Source organism: Ruegeria sp. SATB045, from assembly GCF_059613525.1.
Genome location: NZ_JBXWSR010000019.1, coordinates 357,404 through 371,156, shown reverse-complemented (window position 1 = coordinate 371,156; position 13,753 = coordinate 357,404). Strand labels below are relative to the sequence as shown.

At 58.2% G+C, this 13,753-nt stretch carries 13 protein-coding genes and 1 tRNA gene; 6 read left to right on the top strand and 8 right to left on the bottom strand.

What is annotated here, in order from left to right; translation table 11 throughout:
- Positions 1 to 19 precede the first annotated feature (19 nt).
- The 4 genes from AC2FNR_RS07260 to AC2FNR_RS07245 all read left to right on the top strand — a co-directional run bounded on the left by AC2FNR_RS07260 (position 20) and on the right by AC2FNR_RS07245 (position 4,121).
- Positions 20 to 712 carry an HAD family hydrolase gene (locus tag AC2FNR_RS07260; protein WP_496848569.1) on the top strand — a complete coding sequence of 231 codons (693 nt, stop codon included), beginning with the start codon at positions 20 to 22 and terminating at the stop codon, positions 710 to 712.
- A gap of 121 nt (positions 713 to 833) precedes the next feature.
- Positions 834 to 2,393, top strand: coding sequence for a trimethylamine methyltransferase family protein (locus AC2FNR_RS07255; protein WP_496848535.1), 1,560 nt, complete (start codon positions 834 to 836; stop codon positions 2,391 to 2,393).
- Positions 2,394 to 2,514: 121 nt separating this feature from the next.
- Complete coding sequence (locus AC2FNR_RS07250; RefSeq protein WP_496848534.1) at positions 2,515 to 3,102, top strand: heme NO-binding domain-containing protein; 588 nt, start codon at positions 2,515 to 2,517, stop codon at positions 3,100 to 3,102.
- Positions 3,099 to 4,121, top strand: a complete 1,023-nt coding sequence (locus tag AC2FNR_RS07245; RefSeq protein WP_496848533.1) for a GGDEF domain-containing protein — start codon at positions 3,099 to 3,101, stop codon at positions 4,119 to 4,121. The genes AC2FNR_RS07250 and AC2FNR_RS07245 overlap by 4 nt, the downstream gene beginning before the upstream one ends.
- An 11-nt stretch (positions 4,122 to 4,132) precedes the next feature.
- Here AC2FNR_RS07245 and AC2FNR_RS07240 read toward each other — a convergent pair whose 3' ends face one another.
- The 8 genes from AC2FNR_RS07240 to AC2FNR_RS07205 all read right to left on the bottom strand — a co-directional run bounded on the left by AC2FNR_RS07240 (position 4,133) and on the right by AC2FNR_RS07205 (position 11,556).
- On the bottom strand, positions 4,133 to 4,831 hold the full coding sequence (locus tag AC2FNR_RS07240; RefSeq protein ID WP_496848532.1) for a CbiX/SirB N-terminal domain-containing protein: 699 nt from the start codon (positions 4,829 to 4,831) through the stop codon (positions 4,133 to 4,135).
- 71 nt (positions 4,832 to 4,902) lie between these two features.
- A complete protein-coding gene (locus AC2FNR_RS07235) occupies positions 4,903 to 5,835 on the bottom strand; it encodes an AEC family transporter (protein ID WP_353393371.1) in 933 nt (310 codons plus the stop codon).
- A 42-nt stretch (positions 5,836 to 5,877) separates the two neighbouring features.
- Positions 5,878 to 6,675, bottom strand: coding sequence for an MBL fold metallo-hydrolase (locus AC2FNR_RS07230; RefSeq protein WP_353393369.1), 798 nt, complete (start codon positions 6,673 to 6,675; stop codon positions 5,878 to 5,880).
- Positions 6,672 to 7,478, bottom strand: coding sequence for a TatD family hydrolase (locus AC2FNR_RS07225; RefSeq protein WP_353393367.1), 807 nt, complete (start codon positions 7,476 to 7,478; stop codon positions 6,672 to 6,674). Before AC2FNR_RS07225 ends, AC2FNR_RS07230 begins: the two co-directional genes overlap by 4 nt.
- Positions 7,475 to 8,596 (bottom strand): DNA polymerase III subunit delta', encoded by a 1,122-nt coding sequence (locus AC2FNR_RS07220; RefSeq protein ID WP_496848531.1) that lies wholly within the window; start codon positions 8,594 to 8,596, stop codon positions 7,475 to 7,477. The genes AC2FNR_RS07225 and AC2FNR_RS07220 overlap by 4 nt, the downstream gene beginning before the upstream one ends.
- 10 nt (positions 8,597 to 8,606) lie before the next feature.
- Positions 8,607 to 9,215: a dTMP kinase gene (tmk, locus tag AC2FNR_RS07215; protein WP_480869276.1), complete on the bottom strand. Its 609-nt coding sequence runs from the start codon at positions 9,213 to 9,215 to the stop codon at positions 8,607 to 8,609.
- Between the two features lie 12 nt (positions 9,216 to 9,227).
- Entirely contained in the window at positions 9,228 to 10,394 is a 1,167-nt protein-coding gene (locus AC2FNR_RS07210) for a D-alanyl-D-alanine carboxypeptidase family protein (protein WP_496848530.1), read from the bottom strand.
- 16 nt (positions 10,395 to 10,410) lie between these two features.
- Positions 10,411 to 11,556 carry an SPOR domain-containing protein gene (locus AC2FNR_RS07205; protein WP_496848529.1) on the bottom strand — a complete coding sequence of 382 codons (1,146 nt, stop codon included), beginning with the start codon at positions 11,554 to 11,556 and terminating at the stop codon, positions 10,411 to 10,413.
- Positions 11,557 to 11,757: 201 nt separating this feature from the next.
- On the opposite strand from AC2FNR_RS07205, the gene AC2FNR_RS07200 reads away from it, so the two are divergent.
- Together AC2FNR_RS07200 and AC2FNR_RS07195 are read left to right on the top strand one after the other, a co-directional pair.
- Positions 11,758 to 11,847: transfer RNA gene (locus AC2FNR_RS07200), tRNA-Ser, on the top strand.
- Positions 11,848 to 12,412: 565 nt separating this feature from the next.
- Positions 12,413 to 13,663, top strand: coding sequence for an ABC transporter substrate-binding protein (locus AC2FNR_RS07195; protein ID WP_170750475.1), 1,251 nt, complete (start codon positions 12,413 to 12,415; stop codon positions 13,661 to 13,663).
- Positions 13,664 to 13,753: the final 90 nt, after the last annotated feature.

Sequence of the window (13,753 nt, the reverse complement as noted above, 5' to 3'; positions counted from 1 at the left end):
AACACTTCTGGAGCTTGAGATGCCGATAGACGCGCTTCTGTTCGACAAGGACGGAACTCTTTTCGACTTTGCCGATACCTGGGGTGCTTTCGGGCGCAATATGTTGCTGCGCCTGACCGATGGGGATCATGACAGGGCAAGGGTGCTGGGTCGTGTGATTGGCTTCGATCTGGATCGAGTCACATACTCGGAAGACAGCATCGTGATTGCGGGAACAGTCGAAGAAGTGGCCGAGACGTTGGCACCACACTTGGCGGAGATGCCAGGAGACGCCCTGATCGACCTGTTGAACGCAGAATCCGCCTCGGCCCCACAGGCGCAAGCTGTGCCGTTGACCCCATTTCTTGACGGGTTGCGGGAGGCGGGACTTAAGCTGGGTGTTGCAACAAATGACGGCGAAGCGCCAGCGCTGGAGCATTTGGCATCAGCCGGTATTCGGGATCATTTCGATTTTGTTGCTGGTTATGACAGCGGCCATGGGTTCAAGCCGGGTCCGGGCCAGTTGCTGGCCTTTGCCGCGCATGTGAATCTTCCGCCTGAACGCGTCGCTATGGTTGGTGACAGCCTCCATGATCTTCAGGCGGGCCGGGCAGCGGGTATGACGACGATCGGTGTGCTGACGGGCTTGGCTCCGGCTGAAGTTCTGCAGCCAATGGCGGATGTCGTCTTACCAAATATCGGCCACATACCGGAATGGTTGACACGAAACTGATCGCCTAAGCTCCAGAATCGGCGCATCGGACCTCAAAACCGACAAGAGGTGTCGCAGACAGAGCGGCCACATGCCTTGCTTCGAGGCTTGCTTGACAAAAGACAAGCTCGCGGAGGATTCAATGGCAGAGGCGAAAACACGCAAACGTCGCAGTGGCGGGCGGGCAGGAGCAGCCGAACGCAGGGGCAGCGCGGTTATTGACCAGATGCCGTGGAGCCCACCGATCAATATCGACAAGCCGACCGAGCCTCTGGACGAGGCGGGAATTCAAGCGATCCACGAGGGCGCAATGCGCATTCTCGAAGAGATCGGTGTCGAATTCTACAATGAAGAAGCTATCGATATCCTGCGTAAGGCCGGTTGCACCATCGAAGGGGATAACGTCCGTATGGGGCGGGGTTTTGTTATGGAGATGGTGGGCAAGGCACCATCATCTTTCACGATCACGCCGCGCAATCCGGATCGCCGGATCGAAATCGGTGGTCGCAACCTGTTGTTTGGTAATGTGTCATCGCCTCCGAATTATTGGGATATGGAGATCGGTACCAAGGTTCCGGGGAACCGTGAAATGTGCCGTAATCTGCTGAAACTGACTCAGTATTTCAACTGTATTCATTTCGCAGGCGGATACCCGGTCGAGCCCGTTGATATCCACGCAAGTGTCCGGCATCTAGATGTACTCTATGACAAGTTGACCCTCACTGACAAAGCGATGCACGCGTATTCGCTGGGTAAGGAACGTGTCGAAGACGTCATGGAAATGGTGCGGATCGCTGGTGGGCACAGCCACGAAGAATTCGAGGCAGAACCCCGGATGTACACCAACATCAACTCGACCTCGCCGCTAAAACATGACCACCCGATGATCGACGGGTGTTTGAGGCTGGCGCGACGTGGGCAAGCGATTGTTGTAACTCCCTTCACGCTGGCCGGAGCGATGGCCCCGGTAACAATGGCGGGTGCGGTGGCGCAATCGCTGGCCGAGGCTCTGTGTGCGATTGCTCTGTTCCAGTACGTCCGGCCGGGCATACCCTGCGTGATCGGAACGTTCACATCGAATGTAGACATGAAATCCGGTGCGCCCGCGTTTGGAACGCCCGAGTACATGCGTTCGACGCAGATGACCGGGCAAATGGCGCGGTTTTATGGCCTACCCATGCGGTCATCTGGGGTCTGCGCGGCCAACGTACCCGACGGTCAGTCGGTTTGGGAAACCTCGAACTCGCTTTGGGCGGCTGTGCAGTCGGGGACGAATATGGTTTATCACGCGGCCGGGTGGCTGGAAGGGGGGCTGATCGCCAGCCCCGAAAAGTTTATCATGGATTGCGAAATTTTACAGCAAATCCAACGCTATATGCAGCCCGAGATCACGGCGACGGGACCGGATGAGATTGCTTTGGACGCGATCCGTGCGGTCGGGAATGACGGTCATTTCTTTGGCATTCAGCACACTCAGGATCGCTATACCACAGCGTTCTACCAACCGTTTCTGAGTGACTGGAAGAATTATGAAGGCTGGGACGTTGCGGGCGGAATCTGGACCGCCGAACGGGCCCATCACATGTTCAAGGAAATCATTACCAGTTTTGGGCCCCCGGAAATAGATGAGGGCATTCGTGAAGAACTTGCAGACTTTGTCGAGCGTCGTAAAGCCGAAGGGGGCGCTCCGACTGATTTTTAGTGCAAAGCCAATGGCTTCCACTTTGAGACTTGTGCGTGTTTTGCATCTCGGAACTTGCATTTTCGCGTTTTGTTAAGGATTTCTGAGTCACAGTGCATCGGAAACCAAACCGAGGCTTCCCATGCATGGTCTGATAAACCGGGCAGTACAGTCCTTTGTGAGCGCGACATACGGGCAATCTTGCTGGATGCGGGTGACCGATGCCGCGGATCTTGGTTTTACCGAGTTCGAGGCAATGCTGGTTTACGATGACGCGATGACCACGCGGGTTCTGGATGCGCTTTGTGCCGAACTAAAGCGCCCACGAGCAGAGATTCTGGAAGATCTGGGAACCTATTTGGTTTCGCACCCCAATATGGAGGATTTGCGCCGTCTACTCCGATTTGGCGGCGAAACGTATGTAGAGTTCCTGCATTCTTTGGATGATCTTTCGGATCGGGTTAGATTGGCGGTGTCCGATTTGCGGTTGCCTCTTCTGGAGCTGCGAGAGGTCTCTTCGTCAGAGTATCACTTGCACTGCTATTCGGGTTTGCCAGGGTATGCCAGTGTCATGGTTGGGGTATTGCGCGCTGTGGCCGACGACTACGGGGCGCTTGCCTTCCTAACCCATGAAGGACAGCAAGGTGAGGTCGAGGTCATCACGATTGCACTCGTCGAAAGCGCATTTTCCGCCGGGCGGAATTTCGATCTGGGGGCCAGGAAGCCATGATCGAAATCGATGATCTTGCAGGTATGCTTGGGACTTTGTGTCCGATGTTTGTTCTTGTGGATGGTGGGGGTAGAATCGCTCAGGTCGGTCCGACCTTGCAGAAATTGCGTCCAGAGCAGCCAATGCCTGGAAAAGACTTTTTGGAAGTATTCGAGCTTGTTAGACCTCGCAAAGTGTCGACGCTCGCAGCGCTCTTGTCCTTGGCCGGAGCGGAGTTGCACCTGAGAATAAAGGGTGAGCCACACACAGCGCTCAAGGGGTTGATCGCTCCTTTGCCAAACGGGCAGGGGGCGGTGATAAACCTGTCCTTCGGAATTTCTATTTTGGATGCGGTTCGTGACTATGCGCTGACCAGTGCGGATTTCTCAGGAACGGATCTCGCGATCGAGCTACTTTATCTGGTCGAGGCTAAGTCTGCCGCGATGGAGGCGTCGCGATCTTTGAACCTGCGCCTGCAGGGCGCGATGCTGGCGGCCGAGGAACAGGCATACACGGATATGCTGACCGGGTTGAAAAACCGCCGGGCCATGGATGTGTTACTTGGGCATTTGGCTTCTGGTGACGCGCCATTTGCCTTGATGCATCTGGATCTGGATTTCTTCAAGTCAGTGAACGACAGATATGGTCACGCGGCGGGCGATTATGTCCTGCAACAGGCGGCTTGTATTATGGTCGAAGAAACCCGAAACGACCATACTGTCGCAAGGGTTGGTGGCGATGAATTTGTCATCATCTTCAAACACCTGATCGACGAATCTGTTCTGTCCGCAATTGCGTCCCGCCTGATTGACAGGTTGCGACAACCCATGATCTTTGAGGGGGCCGTCTGTCAGATATCAGCTAGTATTGGCACTGCGTTGTCGACGCAGTTTCAGGCGCCGAAAGCAGCCGAGATTTTGAATGCGGCAGATCAGGCCCTCTATGAGGCCAAGCGAATGGGGCGATCTAGGCATTGCCTGTATTCGTCATTTTTGGGTCAGCGCGTACAAACTGCGCAGTCGCAAGCCTCGCCGCACTAAGCTTTCACGACTTAAACTTTTTCGAAAGCCTGTGCCAGAACAGCCGATATGTGGCGTTTTACTCCGGGCAGTTCGCCTATTACAGACATGACCTTCCCTTGAAATCCAGCTTGCTCCAATTCCTGAGGTACATCTTCCAACACATGACCGCCGCGGCACGCGAAGAAAGGCAGGCAAAGCGCGATTTGCCCAGAGTTTGCTGCCGCCTCAGAAATCGAAGGGGCCTCTTCAACGAATCCTACCCGGATGGACTTCAGCGTGATCCTCTCACTCACGAGTTCCGCGAACTGATTGGCGACAGCCGAAGGATTGCGGCTGCGACCCGATCCATGTGCAGCGAGGATCAAGTTGCACTGGTCTGTTGACCATGTGTTTGATTGAATGGTCGATCCAATCGCCTCGGCAGCGATGGCTGGAAGGGCTTTATCAACGCCAAGAGGATCGAGGATGCGCAATTCTCTTCCCCCCAGCCGTTTTGGCAAAGCGCTCGTCACAAACCAACCTTTGGCCATGAACAATGGGTAAATCACCGTGTCGTCAGGTAAGTCGTCCAGGCAATGTTCTAGCCTGCTTGGCGCAGCGAGCGTTGCAGAAGTGACATTCACCCCACCGCACATTTCATTCACCTCGGCCGCATAAGCCGCCAGGGCCGCTTCGGCTGGCTCGGGGTCAGACGGTTGACCGTGGGCGACAATTACAGCGTTTGGCATAGGTGCGATCCTGCTTGGTTCTGCCAAAGGTGGCGTCTGTTTTGGCGAAGTCAATGCGCCTTGCGAACGTATTAACCCAACAACGTAAGCCACAGCCAGACCGTCAGGATCGAGGCCCCGGTGCCGACTAAAACGGAGGAGGCCGCGACCCGTTTGGCGCGGCCATACATGTTCGCGAATATATAGGCGTTAAAGCCGGGTGCCATGGCAGCGTTCAGCACTCCTGAGCGGAACAAGTCTTGCGGCAATCCCACAGTCGAGCCGAACAACCACACAAGGCTGGGGTGCAGCATAAGCGAAACGCCGCAGACATAGGCAATGGTGCGTAAATCACCCTCGGGTCGATATTTGACCAGTACGCCGCCCAAGGCAAACAACGCGCCGGGCAGGGCCGCACGGGTGATCAAGCCAAGAGCGTCATCGACCACTCCGGGCACACCGATCCCGGATAGGTTTACGATAAACCCCAACGCTATCCCCAGGATCAGTGCATTGCGGAACATAGCTGACAAGACCGAGCGCACCATCCGCGTGCCACCGTGGCCGCGACTACGAATGACCTCCATCACTGTGATGCCGATGCCATAGCAAAATGGCGCATGGAAGGCGATGATCGCGTAGTTCCCGGCCAGGTTTTCCGGACCATAAGCGCGCTCGGTAATTGGCAACCCCAGCAGGACCGAGTTCGAGAACAGGCAGCAGAAGCCGATGGCGACGCAATCTTCCCACTCGCGCCGGAAAATCAGGCGCGCACCGAACAGACCTGCGCAGAAACATAGACCCGCAGCGGTGTAGAAACTGAACAGTAGGCGTGGGTCGAAACTGGCGCTGAGGTCCAGATTGGCGATGGCCAGAAATAGCAGGCAGGGGATGGCGAAGCCCTGGGTGAACTTCATCAGCCCGTCGATATGGGCCTCTTTGAAGTAGCCCAACGCGGTGGCTGTGTACCCGGCACCGATCACCAGAAATACTGGCAGGATAACGTCGATCAGGCTTTGCAGCATGGTGCCATCCTGTGGAGTATTACGGCAGGCACCATGGGCTATTTAAAGAGCCTGATGGATCACCATGCCATCATAGGCAGGGGTGATGTGGTCGGCGGTTTCAGCCTCGACCGTGGCGTAGTCCAAATCGATGTGCATATTGGTCAACACCGCGCGCTTGGGCTGGAGCTGTTCGATCCAACCGAGCGTCTTTTCCAGATGCGCGTGAGTTGGATGCGGCGTGCGGCGCAGCGCGTCGATGACCAAACAGTCCAGCCCATGCAGTGCAGGCCATGCGTCGTCATAGATCTCGGCCACGTCAGGCAGATAGACCAGTCCGCCAATCCGAAAGCCCAACGCGTCGATCGAGCCGTGATTAACCTTGAACGGCTGCAACGGGATCGGGCCGCCGGGGCCGTCGATCTCGAACGGGCCACTGATGGTTTTCAGATCAAGGATCGGCGGGTAGGGCGAGCTGTCAGGCTGGATGAACGCATATCCGAACCGCCCGAGCAGGTCGTTCTGAGTGTCGCCATCGGCCCAGACGGGCACACGGGTGCGCATGTTGAACACGATCATACGCAGGTCGTCGATGCCGTGGACGTGGTCGGCATGGCTGTGGGTGTAGACCACCCCGTCCAGCCGCCCAGTACCCGTATCCAGTAACTGACTGCGCATATCCGGTGTAGTGTCGATCAGGACCGAAGTTGTGCCCTCGGGCCCGTCCCGTTCTACCAGCATCGAGCAGCGACGGCGGATGTTCTTTGGGTTCTCGGGATCACACTCGCCCCAGTGCCCGCCCAGCCGAGGCACGCCGCCGGAAGATCCGCAGCCCAAAATGGTGCAGCGCAGCTGGGTCATGCAGCCGCCTTGTAGGTCGCGGCTTTGGTAAACAGCCGCTCGAAGTTCAACTGGGTCTGCGCGGCGAAATCGGCATAGTCCATGCCGAAAACCTCGGCCCCCTTTCGGGCGGTGTGGGCGGTATAGGCGGGCTCGTTGCGTTTGCCGCGAAACGGGGGCGGGGCCAAATAGGGCGCATCGGTTTCAACCAGAACGCGGTCGACCGGGGCGGTGGCGAAGATATCGCGCAGCTCCTGGCTTTTGGGGAAGGCCGCGATGCCGGACATGGACAGGTAAAAACCCAGATCCAGCGCGGCTTTGGCCAGTTCCGCCGACGACGAAAAGCAGTGCATCACACAGGAATAAGGCGCGTTGCGATGTTCCTCGGCCAGAATGCGGGCCATGTCCTCGTCCGCTGCACGGGCGTGGATAATCAGGGGTAGGCCGGTGCGCTGGGCCGCCTCGATATGGACACGCAGAGATTGTTTTTGCACTTCGGCGCTGTCGGCGGTGTAGTGGTAATCCAGCCCGGTTTCACCAATACCAACGAATTTTGGATGCTGCGCCAGAGCGACCAGTTCGCCTACGGTGGCCATCGGCTCATCCGCAGCGCTCATGGGGTGTGTGCCCGCGGCGTAGAAGACGGAGGCGTGGGCGTCGGCTATCGCGCGGACGCTTGGTTCGTTGCGCAGTTTGGTGCAGATCGTGACCATTCGGGTCACGCCCGCGTCAATCGCATTGGCAACGATCTGGTCCAACTGGCCTTCGAAATCGGGGAAGTCCAGATGGCAATGGCTGTCGGTGATTTGGGGGGTGTCGCTCATCTGCTCTGACCGGCGGTTTCCTGTATCTTGAACACCGTATCTAGGACCAGAGCGGCAGGGTCAAGGTTCACCGCCTGACCATGTCGTGCGCGGGCGGTGATTGTTGCAGCCACCTCAGCCCATTTGCGGGCCTGATGGGGGGATTGGGACAGGCGCGACAGGATTTCGGCCTCATGTGGAGCGGCTTCGGGCAGGGGTGCTGCTCCAGTCGCGCCGGTCAGGGCAAGACGGGACAAGGCCACGTCGATCAGGGTCAGCAGCAACTCGAACCGCTCAGCTGCGCCGCGCTGGGCGGCGACCTCGGCCAGTTTCAGGGCGCGTTGACGGTCCATGCGGGGCAAGGTGCCGAGGATGGCGATGAATTCGGCGTAGATTTCGAGCCCGCCGAGGTTGATCAGGCGCACCGCGTCCCCGACAGAGCCAGCGGCGAGGGCGGCCAGATGATCCGGCTGCGCGGGCAATTCGGCCCCGGTCTGCGCCAGTGCGGACTGCATGTCTTCGGCCCTTAACGGGGATAGGCGCAGGGTTCGGCAGCGCGACCGGATTGTTGGTAGAAGGCGTGAGGGCTGGTGCGAGATCAACAGCAGAGTCGTGCGCGCGGGCGGTTCTTCCAGCATTTTCAAAAGGGCGTTGGCTGCACTAACATTCATCTCATCGGCTGAATCCACGATCACCACGCGCCGCCCGCCATCGGCCGAAGACAGGCCGAAGAATTTGCCCAGCTTGCGGATGTCATCCACTACGATTTCGGTCCGCAACCGTCCCTGATCGTTCAATGACCGGGTGATTGCGGCAAGGCCGGGCTCGGCCCCGGCCTGAATGCGGTGGGTGACGGGGTGGTCGGGGTCGATCGCGAGCGTCTCAGGGGGCGGGGGGGCACCGAACAGCCCGTCATCCTCGGCCGGAGGGGTCGCCAGCAGGAACCTTGCGATCTGCCAAGCCAGGGTCGCTTTACCCACCCCGCGGGGTCCGGTCAGCAGCCAACCATGATGCAAGCGGTCCGAGTTATAAGCGTTCAGAAACGCCTGTTCAGCCTCGGACTGCCCGAACAAGGTCGCAGTTTCGCGCGGGTGCGGGGCACCGGGGGCCTGATCCGGGGTGGGGGTGTCGTCGCTCATGGGTCGTCCGTCACAAGGATTGCAGGACGATATCTGTCACATCGCGGGCTACACTGTCCATGTCTCGGTTGCCATCAATCACGCGAAAGCGGTCCGAGAACTCATCGGCCAGCGCCAGAAACCCGGAGCGCATTTTCTGTTGTAATTCCAGTCCGAAATCCTCGAACCGTTCTTCTGTGCCTTGCCGCCCTTTGGCGCGGGACAGGCCGATTTCCGGGTCCATGTCGATCAGGACGGTCAGGTCGGGTTCGCGCCCGATCATCAGCTTGTGCAACTGATCGACCAGAGGGCGCAGATTGCCGCGCGACATGCCCTGATACATGCGGGTGCTGTCGGCGAAGCGGTCGCAAATTACGACCTTTCCAGCCGCCAGCGCTGGTTCAATAGTGCGTTCCATATGGTCGCGGCGGGCGGCGGTGAAGAGCAGCAGCTCGGTCTCGGCTGACCAACGGTCCGGATCACCTTCCAGTACCAGCCGGCGAATTTCCTCGGCCCCGGCTGAACCGCCGGGTTCGCGGGTCAGAACGACGTCGCGACCCAATCCGCGCAAGTGATCGGCCAGCATACGCGCCTGCGAGGACTTGCCCGACCCATCAATGCCTTCAAATGTCAGAAACACGCGGTGCCCTTGTCAAAAAGCGTCCAGAGGGTTGCCGATCACATCGGTCAGAACGATCCCTCCAACGGTCATCATCCGAACCAGAAAACCACCCGCGGCCACATCCTGTACCGCGACCAGAGGGCGCCGAATTTCGGGCAGACCTTCAGGCTTGATGACCAGTTCGGCCAGTTTCTGACCCTTGGCAATCGGAGCGTTGATCGGGCCGTCATAGACGACCTCGGCAGCTACGTTTTCGTCGCCCAGAACCGGCAGCAGGATGTTCAGATCGTCTTCGGGTACAAGGCCAACCGTCTTTTGCGCCCCCATCCAAACCTCTGCCTCGGCTATCGGCGCGTCTTTGTTGGCAATTGTCCTCTCGACAAAATTTCGAAACGACCAGTTAACCACGGCCTCGGCCTCCTCTGCCCGGGCGCCGGTACTGTCCAGGCCGGTGAGCACAAAGATCACCCTGCGATCACCCTGCTTGGCCGAGCCCACAAGTCCATAGCCGGCCTCTTGCGTGTGGCCGGTTTTCAAACCATCCGCACCGATCCCCAGCTTCAACAACGGGTTGCGGTTGCGCTTGTTCGAAGGCGCGCGGCCATCGAATTCAAACTCTTCCTCGGCGAACAGGGGATAATATTCTGAGAAATCTGTGATCAACCGATCGGCCAGTATGGCAAGATCGTGAACCGACATCATGTGCCCGGCTGCAGGCCAGCCGTTCGAGTTGGCAAAAGTGGAATTGTCCATGCCCAACTGTTCCGCGCGCTGTGTCATATACCGAGCGAAACCCGCCTCGGTTCCGTCGGGGCTGAGCGCCTCGGCGATGACAACACAGGCGTCATTGCCGGACAGAACGATGATGCCGCGCAGCAAGTCCTCGACTGACACGCGGTCTTGTGTGTTCAGGAACATCGTCGAGCCGCCATAGCTCATGGCGTGTTCAGACACGGGTAGGGTTTCGTTCAGGGTAAGACGTCCATCCCGCAACGCCTCGAACGCGACATATAGGGTCATGAGCTTCGACATTGAGGCCGGGGGCAAGGGTTGTTCGGCGTCTTTCGACAAAAGCACAGTGCCTGTTGTCTGGTCCATCACATAGGCTGCGCGGGCGGATGTATCAAAGGCGAAGGCGGGCAAAGCGGTCAGCGCCAACCCTATTGCCAGAACGGATGATCGCAAAGTGGACAGCACAGTAACCTCCTGCTTTTCAGTTCTTGACGACGAAAGCGTCGGTAAAGCCCAGATCCTTGACGTCGCGCTGCAAAGCGGTGCGTTCGCCCCGGGTTTTGGCAGGGCCGACAAGAACTCTCCAGACTGATTTCTCGCCGGTTTTTAACTCGCGTACTTCGGTTGTCAGGCCATTGCGGCGAATTTTCCGGGCAGCGCTTTCAGCATTTTCTTCGACGCTGAATGTGCCAACCTGAACATATGGTTTGGATACCGAAGCAGTATCGGATTCTGCCGATGCCGCAGCGGTGGGCGGGGTTGGTTCAGACGCCTCAATCGCCGCCGCAGCCCCTTCAATCGGGTCGAGCGATGTCTGGGTGATTTCGTCAGAAGATTTCTTTTGCCACCATTTCTTCTTGGTGGACGCGTCCGCAGGCGGGGTGACTTCGGGATCAGACAGAGTGGAAGTCGCCACCTCAGGCGCAGCTTCCACGGCAGTCTCGGCAACTTCGGTCGTGGTCTCGGCGGCGGCATCCGCTGCCACAGCGGCAGTGCCCGCAGCAGCAGCGGCGGTTTCCTTTTTCTGCCACCACTTCCGCTTGGGTTTATCTTCGGCCTCGGCGGTTTGATCTTCGGTCGGAGCGTCGCCTGTAACCGGTTCTGCGACCTCGGGTTCCGGAGAGGTTTCGGGTTCTGCTTTTGGCGCAGGCTCGACGGGTTTACGCCGCAGGGCGACGACCTCGACCCGTGTTGGAGAACCGGCGAGAATGCCAAGCTTTACTGCTGCGTCAGACGACAGCTGCAATGCAGGGCCCGGTAAGTTGCGTTCCCGCCGGAACAAAGCGCCTGTGACTGTCTTGTTGTTTGCGGTGTTCTTGATGCGGACGCGCTCTGGCTGGGTGACATCAGGATGTGCGATCCAGATTCCACCAAGAGACGGACGGCCATCCCACAACCCTGCCTCGGTCAATGCAAACACCTCGGGTGCCTCGACATCGTCACGGGGGTTTCCGGTCGCTTCGGGGAAAATCTCTCTTTTTGCTGAGTTCTGCGTGCTGTCCGAAGACGCCTCGGTCGCTTCGTTGCCGGTTTCAAGTGCTTCTTCGCATCCGGCCAGAACCAAAGACATCACGGCCAGAACCGCCAACGCCAGCGGCTTTGCGCGTGTTTCGGTCGCTCGATCCATCGTTTTATCCCTTGCCTGTAAGGGGTCGGTTTCCTGAACCCCACCGCGTTTCGCCGGTTCTGCAACGCCGGTCTGGTACGGTTTGTGGCCCGATCATAGCGTGAGCAAGGTATCAAGGAAAGACCGCTGCGACAGCTTCGGCAAGAATTCCCTATTTGGTCTTGCCACCGGTTTGCGTTCGCCTTAGACCCAGCATCACGCGGGGAGGTGGCAGAGTGGTCGAATGCGGCGGTCTTGAAAACCGTTGAACGTGAGAGCGTTCCCAGGGTTCGAATCCCTGTCTCCCCGCCACTTGCGCACATAGGTTGAAGCGTTGGTCAAACGCGCGCCTAATCGCAATCTGCACACCTTGTAATTAAACCACTCGGATTTCTGATTAACCGCAACATCCAATGCGGCCCGATTTCGCGTGATTATAACTCCGTTGGAAGTTGTGTGGCGATGTAAGGTGTTGGACCAACCGGTCATTCTTCGGTCTTTTCCAGACAGCACAGAGCGGTCGCCTGCATCGGTTATGCTCAGCTTGTCTATGAAAACACTGGACGAACCATTCTTGGTGACCAATGATAGCGCTTACAGTCCATCGGCAGAGATCAGGGTGACGATGTCATTTTTGCTTTGAAGCGCCCGCCGTTCAGAAGCGGGGCCTGATGGATCAAAGTCTGGTTGAATTGACCGCATAGGGCCAGTCAGACGCGGGAGGGACAGCGAACATGACTTGTTCGTTTTGTCTTCGAGGTGAGTTGGGCGATCCTTCGTCCCGGCTATGTCTGGGACAGTTGGGTAATGCAACACGCAAGACAAAGGGCCTGCAAAGGGTCCATGAAACGATATCGCATTTAGGGAGGAAACAAGAATGCGTAATCTGCTTAAGACGAAGTCTCTGATTGTGGCAGGGCTACTGGCTACGACCAGCCTGGCGCAAGCTGAAGAGGTCGAGGTTCTGCATTGGTGGACCTCGGGTGGTGAAGCTGCCGCGCTGAACGTACTTAAGGACGACCTGTCTGGGCAGGGTATCGGATGGACCGATATGCCGGTTGCCGGTGGCGGCGGTGAGCAGGCTATGACCGTTTTGCGCGCCCGTGTCACGGCCGGCAATGCACCGACTGCCGTTCAGGCCCTGGGCTTTGATATTCTGGATTGGGCCAATCAGGGTGCCTTGGCAGACCTGAACGAAGTCGCCGCGAAAGAAGGGTGGGACGATGTGGTCCCGGATGCGCTGAAAGCCTTCGCCAAGAGCGACGGCAAATGGGTTGCGGCCCCGGTGAACGTGCACTCGACCAACTGGGTCTGGGCGAACAAGGCGGTTCTGGATGCAAACGGTATCGCGCAACCCACCAACTGGGATGAGTTCGTTTCGGCGGTCGAGACCCTGAAAGCGGCCGGGGTCACTCCGATCGCGCATGGCGGTCAGGCGTGGCAGGATGCAACCGTGTTTGACGCCATTGCGATGTCCACTTTGGGGCCGGACGGCTATAAGGCCGCCTTTATCGATCTGGACGAGGATACGCTGGGCGGTGACGCCATGAAAGAAGCCTTCGACCGTATGGCCTTTGTCCGCGACAACGTGGATGAGAACTTCTCGGGACGTGACTGGAACCTGGCCACCGCCATGGTCATCAACGGAGAGGCTGGTTTCCAGATGATGGGTGACTGGGCCAAAGGTGAATTCTTAAACGCCGGTAAGGTTCCGGGGCAGGACTTCTTGTGTTTCCGTTTCCCAGGTACGCAAGATCAAGTCACTTTCAATGCCGACCAGTTCATGATGTTCGACCAAGGCGGTTCGGTTTCGGCCGAACAGGCCGCGTTGGCCAGCGCCATTCTGTCGCCGAGCTTCCAGATTGCATTCAACAAGGTGAAGGGTTCCGTCCCGGCCCGGACCGACGTGGATGGCAGCGATCTGGACGCTTGTGGTCAGCAAGGCATGAAAGATCTGGCTGCCGCAGCGTCTTCTGGCAACCTGTTCGGTTCGATGGCGCACGGCCATGCAGCACCTGCATCGGTGAAAAACGCGATCTATGACGTGGTGACCGCGCATTTTAACGGCGAATATGACAGCGAAACCGCTGTGACCGAGCTGGTCGACGCTGTCTCGATCGCCAAGTGATCCACCTGTGATCCTTTCGATAGGGCGGCCTGAAAATCGCCCTGTCGTACCGTGGGTGACAAGCCCCCGGTTCCCCAATACGCCAAGCAG